Raw genomic sequence first — 18,606 nt, 5'->3', positions numbered from 1 at the left:
GCCGTCTCGACTGCCCCCGGAGCGCGGGTGGGGACCAACTGGAGTCCGGGCGCGTCCCGGCGGGCCCTGGCGCCGCGCGTCCTGCGGCCGGTGCGGCACGGGGGCGACTCCAGCCGCCCGCGAGCGCGGCCCGTCTGCGCCGCCGGAGTCTCGGTGTCCGGGCGCTGTCCGGCGGCCGCCGGCCGGGGACGCGCCGACCTGCCCGCCGCGGACGGACCGCTCGGCCGCCCGCCGCCCACCACGGAGGAACCCATGCCGCTGCCGCCCGCCCGTGTGGTCCGGATCGTCGAGGGTGTGCGCCACGCTCTGCTCGGACTCGTGCGCAAGCTGGCCCCCGCGCCCTTCTCGCTGCTCGAGATGGTCCAGGGCGCCATGCTCAGCCAGGCCCTCTACGCCGCCGCGGAGCTGCGCGTGGCCGAGGCGCTCCGCGACGGCCCGCTGCCTGTCGCGCGGCTCGCCGAGCAGGTCGGGGCCCACCCGGAGACGCTGCACCGGCTGCTGCGACTGCTCGCCGCGAACGGCGTCTTCGCCGAGCGCAAGGACGGCAGCTTCGCCCTGACCCCGATGGCGGAGGCGCTGCTGGAGGACGCGCCGATGTCGATGCGCGGCATCGCGGTGCTCATGGGGCACCCGGTCCACTGGGAGGACTGGTCGCACTTCGTCGACGCGGTGCGCTCCGGCGAGCCGTCCCTGCCCAAGCTGCGCGGCATGACGGCCTTCGAGTTCCTGGAGGCGAAGCCGGAGTACGGCCAGGTGTTCTTCAAGGGCATGGGCGCCATGTCCGCCACCGAGACCGAGCCGGTCCTGGCCGCGTACGACTTCTCGCGGTTCGGCACGGTCGTGGACTTCTGCGCCGGGCGCGGCGAACTGCTCGCGGGCATCCTGCGGAAGTCGCCGGGGGTGCGGGGGATCCTCGCCGACCCGCGGGTGGCCGAGAACGGCGCGGCGCAGTACCTGGAAGAGCAGCGGGTCGCCGACCGCTGCGAGGTGGTGGCCGCCGACCTGTTCGGGCCGGTGCCCGAGGGCGGCGACGCCTACGTCCTCAAGCACATCGTGCACGACTGGCCCGAGGAGAAGGCCCTGCGGATCCTGCGCAACGTGCGCGCCGCGATGCGGCCCGGCGGGCGGCTGCTGCTGATGGAGATGGTCGTGCCGGACAAGCCGAACGCCCCGCACGCCTCGAAGCTCGTCGACCTGTGGCTGATGCTGCTCGTGGGCGGCAAGGAGCGCACGGCCGGGCAGTACGCACGGCTGCTGGCCGAGGCAGGTTTCCGGCTGGAGCGGGTGGTGCAGACCGCGGGCGCGATCTCGGTCGTGGAGGCGAGCGCCCGCTAGCGGCGCCGGGACGCAGCAGGGGCGCCGCCCGGTGGTCCGGGCGGCGCCCCTGCTCTGCCGCGTTGCCGTCAGTCCCCGGCGGGAGCACCGAACCAGCGGGTGAGGACGGTGCCGAGGCCGTCCGTGCCGCCCGATGCGGTCCAGGCGACGTGCCCGTCGGGGCGGACCAGCACGGCGTCCAGGCCCGCGAGGACGCCGTCGCGGTCGGACGGGGAGGCGGTGGCCGTGACGACGTCGACGCGGCCGGACCAGGGCGCCGCCGCCTCGCGCAGGCCGGCGTCGCCGGTCAGGTCGAGCAGCACCCCGCGGCCGGCATGCAGCAGCCGGAAGGTGTCGGTCGCTCCGTCGGGCCCGGTCAACGGGAGCCTGGCCAGGCGCCGCCCGAGCAGCGGGTGGGCGGAGTCGTCGTCGTCCTCGCCGAGGTCGTAGCGGATGTCGAGGTGGGAGACGATGCCCGCGAGGTGGCGGCGGACCACGTCGTGGCCGGTGAGTTCGGTGAAGATCCGGCGCAGCGGTTCCGCCTGGTCGCCGCCGAGGAAGACCGAGCCCTGGGCGCGGGTGTTCATCAGCAGGCGGCGGCCCACCGGGTGGCGTTCGGCGTGGTAGGTGTCCAGGAGGGCGTCGCCGGCGCGTCCGGTGACGACGGCGGCGAGCTTCCAGCCGAGGTTGGCGGCGTCCTGCACGCCGGTGCTCAGGCCCTGGCCGCCGGCGGGCAGGTGGATGTGGGCGGCATCGCCGGCGAGCAGCACCCGGCCGCGCCGGTACTCGGCGGCCTGCCGGGTGGCGTCGCTGAAGAAGCTGACCCATTCGGCGCCGCCGCCGCTGATGTCCTCGCCGGTGATGTGCTCCCAGGCCTTGGCGACCTCCTCGAAGGTGACGGTGTCGTCGGCGCTGCGCGCGGCGGCGCCGTGCGGGCAGACGATGATGCGGTGCACGCCCTCCTTGAGGGGGGCGGCCATCACCATGCCGTTGGGCAGTGCCTCACCGAGGTAGCGGGGCTTGAGGTCGAGGCCGGTGACGTCGGCGAGGAACATGGCGCGGGTCGCCTCGGTGCCGGGGAAGTCGATCCCCGCGAGCTTGCGCACGGTGCTCTTGCCCCCGTCGCAGCCGACGAGGAACGGTGCGCGCATCCGCCGTACGCCGTCCGGGGTGCCGACGGTGATCTCGGCGTGGTCGCCGTCGCGGAAGCCCTCGGCGAGGGCGAGCACCTCGTGCCCGCGGCGGATGTCGGCGCCGAGGCCGGCGGCCCACTCGGCGAGGACGGCCTCGGTCTGGCTCTGGGGGATGCCGCGGGCGCCGAAGTGGGCGCCCTCCAGGGCGGTGAAGTCGAACTGGACGCCGCCGAAGTGGCCGACGGGGCTGACCTCCAGGCTTTCGCCCTGCCCGAAGCGGGGAAGGATCCCGCGCTGGTCGAACACCTCCATCGCGCGGGCGGTGAAGCCGAGGCCGCGGGACTGGCCGGTGGGTTCGGCCAGCTTGTCGAGGACGATCACCTCGGCCCCGCCCAGGCGGAGTTCCCCCGCGAGCATCAGTCCGGTCGGACCCGCGCCTACGACGATGACGTCGGCGTCCATCGTGGTGTCCTGCATGTCGTCGTATCCCTCTCAGTCATCGGTGGTCCGTGCTCGGTGGGGCGGGGGGTGGCGAGGACGGGGCGGGCCGGGCGGTGTCTCAGGGGGAGCCGAACCAGCGTGCGGCGGCCTCGGCGAGCCCGTCGCCGTCCCCGGCGCCCGCCCAGACGACGTGGCCGTCGGGCCGCACCAGCACGGCGCGGGTGCCCTCCAGCGGTGAGCCGGCCGCCGTCTCGGCGGTGACCGTGTCGACGCGGTCGGCCAGGGCGGCGTCGAGGTGCGGCGGCGGCCCGCCCGCGCCCAGCAGCAGTCCGCGTCCGGAACGCAGCAGGTCGGCCGTGCTGCACACGACGGCGCCGGTGCGCAGCACGGTGTGCGGCAGGCGGGCGCCGAGCAGCGGGTGCCCGGGGCCGCCGACGTCGTACCGGATCGCCAGGCCGCTGATCATCCCGGCGAGGTGGGCGCGCACGTCCTCGTGGGCGATGAGCTCGGCGAGGACGGTGCGCAGCGGCTCGACCTCGGGACCGCCCAGGAGCAGCAGGGCCTGGGCGCGGATGTTGCCGAGGACGGCCGCGCCGACCGCGGCGCGTTCGGTGTCGTAGCTGTCGAGGAGTCCGGCGGGGGCGGTGCCGTCGACGGCGGCGGCGAGTTTCCAGCCGAGGTTGTAGGCGTCCTGGAGGCCGAGGTTGAGGGCCTGTCCGCCGATGGGCATCTGCCGGTGGGCGGCGTCCCCGGCGAACAGGATCCGGCCGTGCCGGTAGCGGCTCAGGCAGCGGTTCTCGTCGTCGAAGCGGTTGACCCACACCGGTGTGCCGCCGGTGATGTCCTCGCCCGTCACCCGCTTCCACGCGGCGGCGACCTCGTCGTAGTGCGGGTCGCCGGTGCGTTCGCGGACCGCGGCGCCGAACTCGTGCACCATGACCCGGGTCACGCCCGCCGGGTTGCGGGCGGCGACGGCGAGGCCGGCGGGGAGCCGCTGGAAGCGCCGGGCGGGGATGTCGAGGCCCTCGACGTCGGCGCGCAGCAGTTCCCGTGCGGCCGGGGTGCCGGGGAAGTCGGCGCCGGTGAGGGCGCGCACGGTGGAGTCCTGGCCGTCGCAGGCCACGAGGTAGGGGGCGCGCAGCAGGACGCGGGCGCCGTGACGGTCGGTGGCGGCGGCCTCGACGTGCGTGCCGTGGTCGTCCACGGCACGCAGGGTGTGCCCGCACCTGAGGTCGGCGCCGAGGCCGAGGGCCCATTCCTCCAGCACCGACTCGGTCTTGGTCTGGGGGACCTTCCACTGCCCGGGCCAGGGGCCGGGCAGGGTCAGGTCGAGGGGGATGCCGCCGAAGTGGCCGCGCGGCTCGCACGGCGGGGTGCCGAGGTCGGCGAGCAGACCGCGGCTGTCCAGCACTTCCATGGTGCGGGCGTTCAGGGTGGAGGCCCGGGACTCGGTGGTGGGGCCGTGCCGCCGTTCGACGAGTGTCACCTGGATCCCGCGCAGGGCCAGTTCACCGGCGAGGAGCAGGCCGACCGGGCCCGCGCCGACGACGATCACCTGGGTGTCGACCGTCCGGGCAGGCCCGGTCGGCGCCGGCCGGTGGTCCTGGTGCGGGTCGGTGGCCATGTCAGCGGTTCCGCTCCGCGTACTCCTTGGCGTGGCCGAGGGTGGCGAGGCTGTTGGTGCTCAGCGCGCTCCGCACGTAGGCGCGGGCGTCGGCGACGGTGGCCCCGGGGCCGAGGATCTTGGCGATGTTGTCGGTGTTGAGGGTGACGGTGTGCTGGGAGCTGGCCGTGGCGCCCGCCTCGGTCTCCTCGAAGGTCCACACTCCGGTGTGCAGGGTCATCAGCGCCGGCAGGGTGACCTGCTTGTAGGCGATGCGGTGTTGGCCGAGGACGACCCGGTAGGACTTGGTGGTGTGCGTCGAGCCGTCCTTGGCCCGGGTGTCCATCTCCAGTTCCTGCAGGCCGGGGGTGTCCTCGGTGAAGCGCACGCGCGCCACGTGCGGGAGCCGCTCGGTCCACAGCCCGGCCTCGTTGACGAAGGCGAAGGCGTCCTTCGCGGCGCCGTCGATGCGCACGCTGTCGGTGAAGGAGAAGGTCAGCTCCTGCGCCTCGGCCTCGTGGACGCGCTCGACGTTCTCCTTGAGCGCGGCCAGTTCGCTGGTGCTGTTGCGGTCGACGGCCCGCTCGATCCACAGCAGGTCGTGCGGGTCGTCGTCGACGGCGCGGTAGTCGTGCAGGAGCCGGACGCGGCAGCTGCCCTCGTCGAGGGGTTCGACGATCCAGGTGCCGCCCATGGCGGCGACCGGCGGCGCCGGCACCTCCTGGCGGAAGGTGATGCGCAGCGCCTCGGGGTCGAGGGTGCGGCGGGAGGTCCACGTCTTGGGCTCGCCGTTGGCGGTGGCCCAGATGCGGATGCGTTCCTCGCCGGCGCCGGTCCCCTCCCGGTCGACGTAGATGGTGGGCGGGAAGACGCGCGGCCAGTTGGTCACCTCGGCGAGGAGACGGTACACGGCGGCGGCGGGCGCGCTGATGGTGATCTCGTGCTCGACCTCACGAGTCGTCATGACGGGTTCTCCTCGGTGGTACCGGCTGTGCGGGCGTCGGGGAGCGGGGCTCCGGCGGGGCGGGCGGGGTTCGAAGGACGCCGGCGGACGCGGCCTAGAAGTTGCCCAGGCCGCCGCAGACGTTGAGGGCCTGGGAGGTGATGGACGCGGCGGCGTCGGTGGCCAGGTAGCCGACCAGTCCGGCGACCTCCTGCGGGGTGGCGTAGCGGCCGAGCGGGATCTTGGCCTGGAACTTCTGGAGGATCTCGTCCTCGGTCGTGCCCCAGGCGTCCGCGTAGCCCTGCCGCACCCGCTGCGCCATCGGTGTCTCGACGTAGCCGGGGCAGACGGCGTTGACGGTGATGCCGGTCGGGGCGAGCTCGTTGCCGAGCGCCTTGGTGAATCCGACGACGCCGTGCTTGGACGCCGAGTAGGGGGCGCCGAGGACGACGCCCTGCTTGCCCGCGGTGGAGGCGATGTTGATGATCCGGCCGCGGTCCTTGGCCCGCATGCCGCCGGTGGTCAGCACCTCGCGGGTCATGCGGAAGACGCTGTTGAGGTTGGTGTCGATGACGTCGTCCCACAGCTCGTCGGTGATGTCCGCGGTGACGCCGCCGCCGGAGCGCCCGGCGTTGTTGACGAGCACGTCGACGGTGCCGAACGCGGCGACGGCACTGCGCACGAACTCCTTGACGCTGTCGGTGTCGCGGACGTCGAGCGGCCGGCCGTCGACGTCAAGGCCCTCCTCACGCAGCGCCTTGGCGGTGCGTTCGACGTTGTCGGCGTTGCGCGCGCCGATGAACACCCGGTGGCCCTGCCGGGCCAGCAGGCGGGCGGCTTCGAGGCCGATGCCGCTGGTCGCGCCGGTGACGAGGGCGACCCTCCCGGTGGTGTCGGACATGGTGTGCTCCCTCAGGCGGCCTGGGCGCCGGACACGGCCAGCTGGGCGTTGACGGCGTCGATCAGGTCACGCGGCGTCAGGTCCTCGCTGAGGTCGTCGTCGTCCAGGACGATGCCGTACTCGCGCTCGATGCGGCCGCCGGTCTCCAGCAGGGCGATGGACTCGTAGCCCAGCACCGCGAACACGGTGTCCAGGATGTCGCCGTCGAGGTCGACGTTCTCGTCGGCGCCTGCGGCCTCGAGAAGGATCCGCCGGAGGTCCTCAAGGGTGAACTGGCTGCTGGCCATGGGGTGATTCCTTCGCTCTCGGGGGTGGTGCCCCCACTGATCTGTGTGATGGGTCGCGGGCGGGGTGCCCCGGTGTGACGGCGGTACGGCGGCTCCGCCCTGCTCAGGCGGACGCCTCCCACCGGTAGAAGCGCTGTGCCATGGCGTCGGCCGGGGAGCGCCAGGTGGCGGGGTCGTAGGGCTCGATGAACGGCTTCAGGTCGTCGCTGATCCGTACGAAGCGCGGGTCGTCCTTGGCGCGCTGGATCAGTTCGCCGCCGTTGTCCTCGTCGAAGTCCTGGAGGTGGAAGTAGAGGCCGTTGAAGGCGAACAGCTGACGCCGGCGGGTGCCCATGCGGTGCGGCATGTCCGTCGCGTCGAACTCGGCGAAGAGCTCGGCGACGTCCGCGCTCGAACCGGGCGCCATGCGGGCCACGATCAGCGTGCTGTGCATAGGTTCGCTCCTCGGGGTGCGCGGGTCACTCGCCCGCGGCGCGGGTGTGCACCACGCGGTAGGTGTTGGAGTCGCTCTCGATCGTCAGCTCGGCGATGCGCTCGTCGTTGGCGCGGCGGGCCTCCGGCTTGTCGGCGTGGGACAGGCCGCGGAAGGCGTCGTAGCTCTCCTTGCTGTCCCACTGCGAGTACACGACGGCGAAGGCGCCCTCGACGAACATGGCGCGCAGCCCCTTGAAGACGGAGTGCGAGCGGTAGCCGGGCACGTCCACCAGCCAGTGCCGGTCCTCGCCCAGGAGCTTGATCAGGTCGGCCTGGTCGGCCTCGGCGACGCGGAGGACCTCGATGACGGTGTAGTCGTCGCGGTCCGGCGAGACCTCGACGCGGCCCTGGAGGTCCGGGTGGGTCTGGGTGAAGACGATCTCGTTCTGCAGCAGCCGGATCGCCGTGGTGATCTCGCGGAAGACGGGCAGCGTGCGGTGCTTGAACTCCTCGCCGGCGTACCGCTTCTCCAGGTCCTCGCCGCTGCGCCACTGGATGAGGTTGGCGGTGCCGGGGCTGTCCTGGCCGGCGTGCACGGTGGAGGAGATCCATCCCTCGTAGGCCGCCGCGTCGACGATCTTGCCCATCTCGGTGAGCAGCTGGTCCTGGTGCTCGGGGGTGTCGGTGGTGAACAGGTTGAGGACGGTCAGGTAGTTGTCCTCGGTCGAGATGATCGGCATGGTTCCTCGCTTCTCGGAGATGGACGTGCGGTGGGAGGGCTCCGGTCAGGCGGCCGGGCCGAACCAGCGGCCGAGCGCGACGGTGAGCGGCATGCCGCTCGTCGCGGCGCCGGGGCCGTCGTGCGGGCCGCCGATCCAGGCGATGTAGCCGTCGGGGCGGACCAGGAGGGCGCCCAGGCCGGCGTCGTCCCCGGACTCCTGGACGGTGACGGTGTCGACCCGGTCGGACCATCCGCGGGCCGCGGCGCGCAGGTCCGCGCTGTCGGCCAGGTCGAGCAGCAGGCCGCGCCCGGAGCCGAGGAGGGAGAGGACGCTCTGCTTGACGCCGTCGCGGGTGACCTGCCGGTCGGCGAGGCGCCGGCCGAGCAGCGGGTGGTCGCCGCCGACGTCGTGGCGGATGTCGAGTCCGGTCACCATGCCCACCAGGTGGCGCTGCACCTCCTCGTGCCGCACCAGCTCGGTGAACACCTGGCGCAGCGGGTCGACCTCGTCGCCGCCGAGGTAGAGGGTGCGCTGGGCGAGGGTGTTGGCGAGGACGCGGGCGCCGACCGGGTGGCGTTCGGTGTGGTACGTGTCCAGCAGCGTCTCGGGGGCCAGGCCGTTGAGGTGGAGGGCGAGCTTCCAGCCGAGGTTGACGGCGTCCTGGATGCCGGCGCTCATGCCCTGGGCGCCGATCGGCAGGTGGATGTGGGCGGCGTCGCCGGCGACGAAGACGCGGCCCTTGCGGTACTGGGCGGCCTGGCGGCTGACGTCGGTGGTGGAGGACACCCACAGCGGTGTGGCGCCGCTGATGTCCTCGCCGGACAGCCGGTGGAAGGCCTCGGCGACCTCGTCGAAGGTGATGGGGTCCGGGCCGGTGCGCAGCGGCTGGGCGCGGTCGTAGTAGATGACGCGGGCGCGGTCGGGTCCGAGCGGCAGCACCATGACCATGCCGCCGAGCACCGGCTCCCCGCTGAAGCGGGGGCGCAGCTGTACGCCGGCGATGTCGGCGAAGCGCAGCTCGACGGTGGGCGCGGTGCCGGGGAAGTCGATGCCGGCGCGGGTGCGCACCACGCTGCGGGCGCCGTCGCAGCCGACGGCGTAGCGGGCGCGCAGTGTGCCGGTGCCGTCCTCGGTGGCGACGCTGACGGTGACCCCGTCGTCGTCCTGCGCCACGTCGGTGACCTCGACGCCGCGGCGCACCTCGACACCGCGCTCGGCGATCCAGCCGGCGAGCATGCCCTCGGTGCGGGACTGGGGGATGCCGCGGGCGCCGTAGGAGCCGCCGGGAACGACCCGGTAGTCGAGCGGCACACCGCCGAAATGACCGAAGGGAATGACGTCGACGTCACCGAGCCGGGAAATGAGTCCGCGCTGGGCGAATTCCTCGATCGTCCGCGCGGAAAAGCCGAGGGCACGGGATTCCCTGATCGGCTGGGCAAGCCGGTCGACGATCAGGACGGAAACTCCATGGAGACTCAACTCGCCCGCGAGCATGAGTCCGGTGGGTCCTGCTCCCACAATGAGCACGTCCGCGTCAAAGGTATTCATCTGCCCTCTCCCGACTGGTGTTCGACGAGTATTGCCGGGTCACGGGAGAACGGTAAAGACAATGTGGTACAGGCTTCGCGCAATCCGTTACAGAACTCCGTCGGGAATGTCAGATCTTCCGCAGGAACCTGGTCCGCGCGGACGCGCCGGATCCATGCTCGGGCGGTGACTTCCATTCCTTCCGCCGTCCCGGCCGCGGCCGCCGACACCGTCGACGCCGCTCTGGTCGGGGAACTGCTGGGTCGCTACCTGATCGCGCTCGACGACGAGGAACTCGACGACGCATGGGCGCGGAGCCTGTTCACCGAGGACGCGGTCGTCACCTTCCCGATGAGCCGCCACGCGGGGCGCGCCGGGCTGGCCGAGTGGCACCGCGCCTCCCTCGCGGCGTTCGCGCGGACCCAGCACCTGGGCTCGCCGCCAGTGGTGGCCGTCGACGGCGACGTGGCCGTGTTCCGCGCCCATGTGCTGACCACGCACGTCCACCGTCCGGGCGGTGAGGGGCCGGGCCTGTTCCGCGCGGGCACCCTCGCCCGTGGCGTGGCCCGCAGGACTCCGGCCGGCTGGCGCATGACCGAGCTGTCGTTCCACGTCCTCTTCACCGAGGGCGAGCCGCCGTCCCGCACCTGAGTCACCGTCCCGCGAGGCCCGCGGGGGTCAGATGTCCACTCCCCCGGTGTCCTGCCCGGGCGGGGTCATCGCCGTGAGCAGGCTTCGGTCCAGCATGGTGCCGACCGAGGTGTCGCCGGCCGGGTCGAGCCCGGCGTCGTGGCAGGCCGCGCTGATGAGGTAGCGGCCCAGCACCAGGTGGGTGGCGAACGCCCACTCGTCGCCGAGGGCCTCGGTGCCGTCGGGGGTGCGCAGGCCGCCGGGGCCGAGGTCGAAGCCGAACTCGGTGAAGGGCAGCCGCATGCCCTGCCCGAGAGCCTTGGTGTAGGCCTCCTTCAGCGTCCACAGACGCAGCAGGCAGGCCGCCCGCCGGTCGGCGGGCAGCGCGTCCAGCCCCGTGGCCTCCGCGGGCGTGCAGATGCGGTTCCGTATCAGGTCGAGGTCGAAGCGCCGGTCCGCACGCTCGGCGTCCAGGCCCATCCGGCCGATCCGGCTGATGCCCACGGCCATCAGCTCACCGGTGTGCGTCAGGCCCACCTCCACCTGGTCGAGTCCGCGCAGGTAGGGGCGGCCTCCGAGCCGGTAGGCGATGTCGATGTCCTCGGGGTCGATGCCGAGCGCGGCGGCCGCCGTGTACTTGATGAGCAGCCGGGAGGCGGCGAACCGGCAGCGCACGACCGGGTCCTGGGTGTCGGCGTAGCGGTCCCAGTCGCGTCCGAGCAGGGCCCGCAGGCGTGGCGTGGTGAGCACCGAGGGCAGCCACTCGGTCCAGGTCGCGTACGCGACGGTGGCGCCCCGGTCCAGGAGGTTCTCCCGGACCCGGAGCCAGGAGCTGTCCGGCCGCGGGATGTGCACGGGCGGCGCGACGGCGCAGCCGTGCGCGGTGGCGACGGTGCCGAGGGCGCTCGGACCGTGCGGGGCGGCAAGGCGGGCGCCCGTCCCGTCCCGGTCGCGGGCGTCGCCGTCGCGCGGGTCGGTGGGCTCATCGGGGTGCATGGCGTTCGCCTCCTTCTGTCGTCCTCGCGGCCCGGCGGCCGCTCGGGGGCCCGGGCGGCCGCCCGCGGGCGCCAGGCCGCCCCCACAGGCGCCGAATCGTTTCTGTCGCGGTGGGGTCTCACGCGAGCCGCATCCCGTACAGGTCGAAGCTGCGCCGGCGCCGGTACCGGTCCACGAGCCCGGCGGCGAGGTCCGGTACGACGCCTTCCGGCAGTTCGGGCACCTCCAGGCCGAGGCGCCGGCCGAACCGGCTCAGCGCGAGCAGTGCCCAGTCGGGTTCGGCGAGCAGAGCGCCGTCCGCGGCGAGGTGGCCGGCGTTCTCGCAGACGGCGAGGCAGGCGGCGGCGGCGAGCAGCAGGCAGTACCGGTCGACGAGGACGTAGGAGGCGGCGGGCGCCACGGAGTCCGGGCGCCCGGAGAGCGTGGCGCACCGGTCGGCGAGGCTGTGCACCTCCGCGGCGAAGGCGCGGGCCAGGTCGGCGAGCGCCGCCCAGCGCGGCCCGCGGGAACGCCGTCCGTCGAGCCGGGCCGCGGCGCCGAGCAGCGCGGCGAGCAGACCGTCGCAGCCCCGCTGCGGGTCGGAGGGCTCGGCGGCGAGCCGGCGGAAGTCGAGCGGGGGGCCCGGGCGGCCGGGGGTGAACAGCGCGGCGGGCGCCTCGTGTCCGCTCTCGCCACGCCAGGCGGCGTGGGCGAGGGTGCGCAGGTGGGGGACGAGCACGGCCTGGGTGTCGGCGGTCCCGGCGTGGCCCAGCCCGGCGACCGGCAGGTCACGCACGAGCTTCTGGAAGCCCCCGTAGGCGGGCCCACGCTCGTAGCCGCGGGCGCCGAGCACCGCGGCGAGTTCGTCGAGGTCCTCGTGGAGCAGAGCGGACACGGCGTACTTGACGGCGGCCGAGGGGACGAGGGCGTGTTCGGGGGCCAGGTCGATCAGCCGCAGTCCGGTGACGGCGAGGCTGTCGCAGGCGAGCAGGTCGGCGAAGACCCCGGCGAGCACCCGGCCGCGACGGCCGCGCAGCACGAGGCCGCGGCGGGACTCGCTGACGGCGCGGACGGCGTAGCGCAACGCGCTGTCCATCCCGCCGACCAGGGCGCCGCCGGACACCAGCGACCGGCTGACCTGGAAGGTGCGCAGGGACAGGGAGATCCCTTCACCGAGGTCCCCGATCAGGGCGTCGGCGGGAACGGGGCACTGTTCGAGGTCGAGTCCGGCGTAGTGGGCGCCGCGCATGCCGTGGGTGCGGGCGCGCGGCAGCCGGTGCACGGCGTGCGCCGGGAGCCGGTCGGTCTCCAGCAGGAACGCGGAGTGGCTGTCGGGCCCGTCGCCGGGAGCGGTGCGCACGTAGGCGACGAAGGCGTCGGCGCGGTCGGCGTTGATGACGACGTCCTTGCGGCCGTCGACGACGTAGCCGCCGCCCGGTGCGGGGCGCGCGGTGTACTCGCCGCGCAGGATCGCGTTGGCGTGGGCGAACTCCCGGTGCAGGATCGTCATCCGGCCGCCGCCGAGCAGCCGCCGCGCGGTGTCCCGGCGCTGGCGTCCGTCGCCGGCGCTCCACACCACGGACGCGGCGAACAGGGCGGTCATCCCCGCGCCGAAGCCGAGGGCCACGTCCCGCCGGAACACCGGCCGCAGCACCTGTGCGAGCCCTTCGACGCCGTCGAGACGTCCGCCCAGTTCCCTGGGCACGAACTCCGCGGCGAGGCCGTAGCGGTCGAGCAGTTCCTCGGTGGCCGCAGGCGCCTCGCGCCGCTCGTCGGCGGCGAGCAGTGCCCGCTGGCCGTGCGGGTTGTCGTCGGCGAGAGGGTCGCCGAGCAGGTCCTCGACGTAACTGGCCCGCACGGCGCCGTCGGCGGGGAGCCGGGCGGGGCGGCCGGGGGCGGGCCGTGCCGGGGAACCGGGTGCACCGGTGTCCGCGGTCAGGCTGTCATGCACGTGGGACCTCCAACGTCGGCCCGCCCGGCCGGTGCGGACGGGCGGCTTCAGCGCGATGGGCAGGGGTGCGGCGGCCGGGCCGGCCGCGCGGCTCAGGCCCCACGGGCCGGTGCGCCCTCGGCGTGCTCCCTGGCCAGCCGCAGCGCGGCGGCGCTCTGCCCGGCGAGCCGTGCGCGCAGCGCCTCCCGCGCGAGGCGTACCGCCTGCGCGCCCTCGCCGTACCGCTGCCGTACGCCCTCCTCGTCGAGCACGGCGTGGTGGCGCGCGACGACGGTGACGCCCGTGCCCCAGGCGTCGGGTTCGACCGACCATTCCCCGGTGTGCGCGGCGAGCAGGGCGGGCTGCTCGGTGTCCCGGATGTCCTTGTAGACGATGCGTCCCGCGTGCGGGAAGCCGATCCGCACCGATTCGGTGGTGCGCGTGGTGCCGTCGGCGGCGCGCAGTTCCACGGTCATCAGCTGTACGCCGGGTGCGCTCTCGGCCAGGTCGGTCCTGGTGGCGCCGGGCACGGCGTCGGCCCGGTCGCCGAAGCGGTGCAGGAACGCGTAGACCGGCTCGACGGCCGCGTCGATGTGCGCCGACTCCTCGAAGGAGAGCACGAGGTCGTCCAGGCGGCGCCAGCGATCGGCGAGCTGCCGGAGGTTGGTGAGCGCGGCGCGGGTGTTGGCGGCGGTGGCCCGCTTGACCCAGTCGACGTCCGCGCGCGCGTTGCCCGTGACGGCGAAGTCGTTGCGCAGGGTGACGAGGGACCGTTCGGCGCCGCGCGGTTCGACGGTCCAGCTGCCGCCCATGGAGGTCACGGGGCGGGGCAGCACTTCCTGGCGGAAGTCGATGCGGTGGGCCACGGGGTCCAGGACGCGCCGCGTGGTCCAGGACCTGATCTCGCCGTTGGCGGTGACCCACATCCTCAGCCGCTCCGACTCCCCGTCGAACTCCAGTTGTTCGACGTGGACCGTGGGCGGCAGGAAGACGGGCCAGCGCAGGGCGTCCGCGATCAGGCCGTAGAGCACGCCGGCCGGGGCGTCCACCTCCGCGTGCTGGGCCATACGGTGCACAGGCGCGAGGTACATCCACCACACCCCTCTTCTCGGACGTCCGGTAGGCCGGCCACGGGGCGCCCGCGGCCGGCACGGCCAGTACAGGCTCGTTATGGACTGTGTCCCGATCGGGTGGAGGACGTCTCGCACGCCGCTCGACGGTCGCTCGAATCAGCAGGACGGCGTGACGCGCCGGTGCGCGGGCTGCTTCCGCTCGATGCCGGCTCGTCCCGGACGCCACCGGCCGGGGGCCGGCACGGCGCCGGCCGGGAGGAGGCGCCGTCCAGGGGGCGTGGCGGCCGGGACGTCACCTGCGCGCACGCCACGTCCGGCGGCGGTCGGGCCGGCTTACGGGTGCCGCCCCGCCGGCGGTCCGGAAGGGCCCGTACGCCCGGCTCCAGGGGATGTCAGGCATTTCACGAGCGGCCGGATTGAACCTGGCGGGCGTCCTACGACGGTCCCCGCCCGGAGGAGTGGCGATGGCGTTTCCCGGTGTCCGGCGCGTGCGGCGCGCCGCACGCGCCCTGGCGGCCGGCGTGTGGGATTGCCTGGTGTCCTTCGGAAGCCTCCAGGTGACGGGCGGGTTCGGCCGGACCGATGCCGTCCGGCTGCTTTCCGAGCCCCCGCCCGGTCACCCCGAGCGCCTGCGCCCGGACGTGCCCCTGACCGCGCTGGAGCGCGCCCTGCTGAGGGAGCTGGACCCGGCCGACTGAACCACCGGGCGGCGGCGCGAATCAGGCCGCGTACAGGTCGAAGGTGGAGGTGCGGCGCGGTCCGCAGACCACGTCCAGCTGGGGGTCGACGGCGAGCATCGCCTGGTGCAGCCGCTGCAGCTGCGGCGAGGGCTCCACGCCCAGCTCGTCGACCAGGCGGCGGCGCAGCCGGTGGTAGACGTCGAGCGCGGCGGCCTGCCGGCCGGAGCGGTACAGCGCCACCATGGCCTGGGAATGCAGCCCCTCGTGCTCGGGGTGCCGGGCGGTCAGGTCCATGAGTTCGGCGGTGACCTCGGCGTGCCGGCCGAGCCTGAGGTCGGCGTCGATGCGGCGTTCCCGGGTGACGAGCCGGCTCTCCTCCAGCCGCATCGCCTCAATCTCCAGCACCGGCCCGACGCGTACGTCGACCAGGGCGGGTCCCTGCCACAGGTCCAGCGCCCGGCGGTAGGCGCGGGCCGCCGAATCGTCGTCACCCTTCTCGAACGCCTGCTGGCCCTCGGCGACGAGGCTCTCGTACGCGTGGACGTCGACCGCTTCGGCCGGTATCTGCAGCAGGTATCCGCCGTGCCGGGTGGCGAGCACGTCCTTCGCGGCGCCGGGGGTGCTGGGTCCCATGGCGGTACCGAGCCGGCGCCGCAGCTGGAGTATGTAGGTCTGCAGGGTGGTCAGGGCGCTCTGGGGCAGGTCGGTGCCCCAGATCTCCTCCATGAGCGTGGGCACGGGCATGACCCGGCCCGGGTAGAGGGCCAGCAGGGCCAGGATCTGGCGCGGCTTGCCCGCGGTCGGGACGATCGACATCCCGTTGACGTCGGCAGTCAGTGGACCCAGAACGCAAATCTTCATGGTTTCCCTCCCCGTACCTCAACGGCTGCGCTCGGTTTCCGCTCCAATGTGCGAAATCGGTGCCGAGATTCGTCGATATTGCGCCACGCGGGGACCGGATGCTTGTTCCCGCGATGGATGCGCGAGGCGCACCGTATCCCTTTGCGACCCGTCCCTCTCAGGTTGTCGAGGATTCATTGAGCGGCCTTCGTGCCATACCCTTTTCCGGTCACTGAGGAGCCGTCGGCGCCAACAATGATCCGCGGACGCCGCATGACGTCAACTCGGAGTTTCCTGGACCCGCACTGGAGCCGGAATCGAATATGCCTGACCGTTCAACCGGGGAATCCGGGACGGTGAGCGAGGTGAATCTCCGATTCACCTTTCACTGCCCCCGCCCACCGGAATGGGACCACCGGACGGAACCGCCCCGGAATTGCGGTGCACGGCCTTGGGGCGCGAGTCGGCGGAGTCCCGCGCGCTCTGCCGTGATGTCTGCGCGCTGAGGCGTCCGGCGGCCGTGGCGGCCGCGGCGGACGAGATGCCGCCTGAAGGTGCGGGAGGCGCCCCGCTCGGCGGGACCTGTGGGCCGGTCGGCCCGGCTTCATGACGGGCGGGCCGAGGGGCTGACGGGCCGTCGGTGCCTGCCGTACGTCCTGTGAAGGGCTGTCCTCGTCCCTGCGGCGGTGCGGTCGGACAGGACCGGGTCCCCAGCGCGCAGGAGCGCGAGGCGCCCTTCCGCCGCGCCGGCCATGGGTCCGCGGTCCGGTCGTCGGCCGGCCCGGTGGGACCGCGGTCAGCCCGGGGGTGGGGCGGTCAGCTCCCCAGGGCCACGGCCTGCCCGGCGATCGCCGCGCCGCGGGCCGGCACGGTCTCCGGGGTGGCCAGCAGGATGGAGCGCTGCAGCCGGCGAAGCGTCGCCGACGGCTCCAGACCCAGCTCGCGGACGAGCGTGGTGCGCAGCCGCTGGTAGGCGTTGAGTGCCTCGCCGCGGCGCCCGGACCGGTGCAGGGCGACCATGTACTGGCCGTGCAGGCTCTCGTGCAGGCGGTGCCGGTTGACGAGGACGGTCAGTTCGGACACCAGCTCCCGGTGGCGTCCGAGCCGCAGGTCGGCCTCGATGCGCTGGTCCAGGGCGCACAGCCGGGCCTCGTCCAGGCGCTTGGCCTCGAGGCCGGTCCGGCTGCCGGCGGTGACGTCGGCGAGCGCGGCGCCGGTCCACAGGGACAGCGCCTCACGCAGCCTGCGTGCCGCGCCGGCGAAGTCCTCGGCGTCCATGGCCCGGTAGCCCGCCCCTGCCTGCTTCTCGAACTCGCGGAAGTCGACGCGGCCGCCCCGGGTGTTCAGGCGGTAGCCGCCGGGGAGGGTGACGAGGATGTCCTTGGCGGTGACGCCCCTCTCGCCGGCCTGGGCCAGGGCCTCGCCGATGAGTTCCCGCAGTTGGAGCACGTAGGTCTGCAGGGTGGTGCGGGCGCTGCGCGGCGGTTCGTCGTCCCAGAGCTCTTCGACCAGGGAGGAGACCGGGACCACCCGGTCCGCGTGCAGGGCGAGCAGCGCCAGCACCTGCCTCGGCTTCGGGGCCGTCGGTGTTACGGAGATGCCGTGCTCGCTTACCGACAGCGCGCCCAGTACTTCGATGTCCACTGCCTTCTCCCCCTGAGTCGTGTGCCGGATGCGTACGGGCCCATGGCACGGGACCGCCGCTCGTAAGCCTGGACGGGTGTGCCCTGGCTCTTGCTCGAGTAAGAATAAAAAAACAGCACAGACGGTTTGTCAATGGGAGGTGAAGACGGCACCCCATCGATTCCCCTTCCCCTAGCAGGTCGGAGCAGCTCCAGGCCCCCCGGAAGAGCTCCGGGGGGCCTGTGAACGCCGACGAAGAGCCCTCCGGCGCCGAGGGCATGCCGAAGGGGCGGAAGGCGCGGCAGGCGTTCACACGTCCTTCACACCGTTGCGGAGGCCCGGGCGCCGGGGCAGCGCCGTGGCTGTCAGTCGTCCTCTCCGCCGGCCTGTGCAGCCGGTCCGTCGTCCCGCGTGCGCCGCGCGTGGTCACCGGACGGACCGCCGGCCGCCACGAGGCTCCCCAGCACGGGGGGTGTGGCCAGTTGAGGCAGCAGCAGCTGCCAGAACCTCGTGACCGTGCGACGCGAGAGCCACTCCGGGTCCCGTGCCCCCAGCACCTCGAACCCGGTGGTGGCCGCCACCACCGAGGAGGCCACCTGCTCGGGAGCGATGCCGTTGAGCGCGCCTTCACCCTCGGCGCGCTTCAGCGCCTCCTCGACCCACGCGTGCCACTGGCGGTACAGGTCCCGGCCACCCTGACGGACTTGGTCACGGCTCAGTTCGAAGCCCGCGCGCAGCACCACGTCCTCGCCGAGCTCCCGGGCGAGGCGGTGCGAGGTGTCCACCAGCATCTGGAGGGCGTTGCCGACCGCTTCCCCGTGCACCCCGACCAGAAGCTCCAGGCGTTCCGACGCGGCCTGCTCCACCGCGTCGGCCACCCCGGCCTTGCTCGAGAAGTGGAAGTGGAGCGCTCCGTTACTCACCCCGGCCAGCGAGCTGATCGCGGCGAGCGACGCCACGCTGAAACCGTCCCGGTCGAAGACCGTGGCGGCCGATTCGATCAGCGCCTCGCGGGTGCGCAGCGCTCGTTCCTGTTTGACCATTCAGGGTGCTCCATTACTGCGGGGGGTTGCCGTGCTTGCGGGAGGGCAGGTCGGCGTGCTTCGTGCGAAGCATCGCCAGGGAAGTGATGAGCACCTGGCGGGTCTCGGCGGGGTCGATGACGTCATCGACGAGGCCGCGCTCGGCGGCGTAGTAGGGGTGCATGAGCTCGGACTTGTACTCCTTGACCATGCGGGCCCGCATGGCCTCGGGGTCCTCGGCCTCGGCGATCTGCCGGCGGAAGATGACGTTGGCGGCGCCTTCCGCGCCCATCACCGCGATCTCGTTCGTCGGCCACGCGTAGGTGAGGTCGGCGCCGATGGACTGGGAGTCCATGACGATGTACGCGCCGCCGTACGCCTTGCGCAGGATCAGCGAGATCCGCGGCACGGTGGCGTTGCAGTAGGCGTACAGCAGTTTCGCGCCGTGGCGGATGATGCCGCCGTGTTCCTGGTCGACGCCGGGGAGGAAGCCGGGGACGTCCAGGAAGGTGAGGATGGGGATGTTGAAGGCGTCGCACATCTGCACG

The 18,606-nt window shown here is 73.4% G+C and carries 18 protein-coding genes; 3 read left to right on the top strand and 15 right to left on the bottom strand.

Annotated features, from left to right (window positions below; genetic code table 11):
• The first annotated feature begins 153 nt into the window (after positions 1-153).
• Complete coding sequence (locus tag ACFOSY_RS17650; RefSeq protein ID WP_394307809.1) at positions 154-1,335, top strand: methyltransferase; 1,182 nt, start codon at positions 154-156, stop codon at positions 1,333-1,335.
• A gap of 68 nt (positions 1,336-1,403) precedes the next feature.
• Here ACFOSY_RS17650 and ACFOSY_RS17645 read toward each other — a convergent pair whose 3' ends face one another.
• The 8 genes from ACFOSY_RS17645 to ACFOSY_RS17610 form a co-directional block, all read right to left on the bottom strand.
• Positions 1,404-2,909, bottom strand: a complete 1,506-nt coding sequence (locus ACFOSY_RS17645) for an FAD-dependent monooxygenase (RefSeq protein WP_449343583.1) — start codon at positions 2,907-2,909, stop codon at positions 1,404-1,406.
• A gap of 97 nt (positions 2,910-3,006) precedes the next feature.
• Positions 3,007-4,512: an FAD-dependent oxidoreductase gene (locus ACFOSY_RS17640; protein WP_394307805.1), complete on the bottom strand. Its 1,506-nt coding sequence runs from the start codon at positions 4,510-4,512 to the stop codon at positions 3,007-3,009.
• Between the two features lies 1 nt (position 4,513).
• The gene (locus ACFOSY_RS17635; RefSeq protein ID WP_394307803.1) at positions 4,514-5,455 is read right to left on the bottom strand and encodes an aromatase/cyclase; all 942 of its coding nucleotides are present in this window, start codon (positions 5,453-5,455) and stop codon (positions 4,514-4,516) included.
• A gap of 94 nt (positions 5,456-5,549) precedes the next feature.
• On the bottom strand, positions 5,550-6,335 hold the full coding sequence (gene fabG, locus ACFOSY_RS17630) for a 3-oxoacyl-ACP reductase FabG (protein ID WP_394307800.1): 786 nt from the start codon (positions 6,333-6,335) through the stop codon (positions 5,550-5,552).
• A gap of 11 nt (positions 6,336-6,346) precedes the next feature.
• Positions 6,347-6,622: a phosphopantetheine-binding protein gene (locus ACFOSY_RS17625; RefSeq protein WP_394307798.1), complete on the bottom strand. Its 276-nt coding sequence runs from the start codon at positions 6,620-6,622 to the stop codon at positions 6,347-6,349.
• Positions 6,623-6,725: 103 nt separating this feature from the next.
• Positions 6,726-7,055: a TcmI family type II polyketide cyclase gene (locus ACFOSY_RS17620; RefSeq protein ID WP_394307795.1), complete on the bottom strand. Its 330-nt coding sequence runs from the start codon at positions 7,053-7,055 to the stop codon at positions 6,726-6,728.
• A 25-nt stretch (positions 7,056-7,080) separates the two neighbouring features.
• The gene (locus ACFOSY_RS17615) at positions 7,081-7,776 is read right to left on the bottom strand and encodes an antibiotic biosynthesis monooxygenase family protein (protein ID WP_394307782.1); all 696 of its coding nucleotides are present in this window, start codon (positions 7,774-7,776) and stop codon (positions 7,081-7,083) included.
• 45 nt (positions 7,777-7,821) lie between these two features.
• Complete coding sequence (locus ACFOSY_RS17610; RefSeq protein WP_394307780.1) at positions 7,822-9,306, bottom strand: FAD-dependent monooxygenase; 1,485 nt, start codon at positions 9,304-9,306, stop codon at positions 7,822-7,824.
• 165 nt (positions 9,307-9,471) lie between these two features.
• On the opposite strand from ACFOSY_RS17610, the gene ACFOSY_RS17605 reads away from it, so the two are divergent.
• On the top strand, positions 9,472-9,936 hold the full coding sequence (locus tag ACFOSY_RS17605; protein ID WP_394307778.1) for a nuclear transport factor 2 family protein: 465 nt from the start codon (positions 9,472-9,474) through the stop codon (positions 9,934-9,936).
• Positions 9,937-9,963: 27 nt separating this feature from the next.
• Here the strand turns inward: ACFOSY_RS17605 and ACFOSY_RS17600 are convergent, their stop codons facing one another.
• From ACFOSY_RS17600 to ACFOSY_RS17590, 3 genes are all read right to left on the bottom strand, one after another.
• The gene (locus ACFOSY_RS17600; RefSeq protein WP_394307777.1) at positions 9,964-10,911 is read right to left on the bottom strand and encodes a 4'-phosphopantetheinyl transferase family protein; all 948 of its coding nucleotides are present in this window, start codon (positions 10,909-10,911) and stop codon (positions 9,964-9,966) included.
• 118 nt (positions 10,912-11,029) lie between these two features.
• Positions 11,030-12,841, bottom strand: a complete 1,812-nt coding sequence (locus ACFOSY_RS17595) for an acyl-CoA dehydrogenase (protein WP_394307776.1) — start codon at positions 12,839-12,841, stop codon at positions 11,030-11,032.
• A 92-nt stretch (positions 12,842-12,933) separates the two neighbouring features.
• Complete coding sequence (locus ACFOSY_RS17590) at positions 12,934-13,911, bottom strand: aromatase/cyclase (protein ID WP_394307775.1); 978 nt, start codon at positions 13,909-13,911, stop codon at positions 12,934-12,936.
• A gap of 446 nt (positions 13,912-14,357) precedes the next feature.
• Between ACFOSY_RS17590 and ACFOSY_RS17585 the strand changes: the two genes are divergently transcribed.
• Positions 14,358-14,591 (top strand): DUF6059 family protein, encoded by a 234-nt coding sequence (locus tag ACFOSY_RS17585; RefSeq protein ID WP_394307774.1) that lies wholly within the window; start codon positions 14,358-14,360, stop codon positions 14,589-14,591.
• A gap of 21 nt (positions 14,592-14,612) precedes the next feature.
• On the opposite strand, the gene ACFOSY_RS17580 is transcribed toward ACFOSY_RS17585, so the two are convergent.
• The 4 genes from ACFOSY_RS17580 to ACFOSY_RS17565 all read right to left on the bottom strand — a co-directional run.
• Entirely contained in the window at positions 14,613-15,434 is an 822-nt protein-coding gene (locus ACFOSY_RS17580) for an AfsR/SARP family transcriptional regulator (protein WP_394307773.1), read from the bottom strand.
• 795 nt (positions 15,435-16,229) lie between these two features.
• A complete protein-coding gene (locus ACFOSY_RS17575) occupies positions 16,230-17,057 on the bottom strand; it encodes an AfsR/SARP family transcriptional regulator (RefSeq protein ID WP_394307772.1) in 828 nt (275 codons plus the stop codon).
• Positions 17,058-17,401: 344 nt separating this feature from the next.
• The gene (locus ACFOSY_RS17570; protein ID WP_394307771.1) at positions 17,402-18,079 is read right to left on the bottom strand and encodes a ScbR family autoregulator-binding transcription factor; all 678 of its coding nucleotides are present in this window, start codon (positions 18,077-18,079) and stop codon (positions 17,402-17,404) included.
• Between the two features lie 13 nt (positions 18,080-18,092).
• Positions 18,093-18,606: carboxyl transferase domain-containing protein (locus tag ACFOSY_RS17565; protein ID WP_394307770.1), on the bottom strand; the 514-nt coding region annotated here is incomplete at its 5' end.

The organism is Streptomyces lusitanus (assembly GCF_042647945.1).
Taxonomy (GTDB): Bacteria; Actinomycetota; Actinomycetes; order Streptomycetales; family Streptomycetaceae; genus Streptomyces; species Streptomyces pseudogriseolus.
The sequence above is the reverse complement of the archived record's forward strand: the minus strand, read 5'-3'. Positions and strand labels throughout refer to the sequence as shown.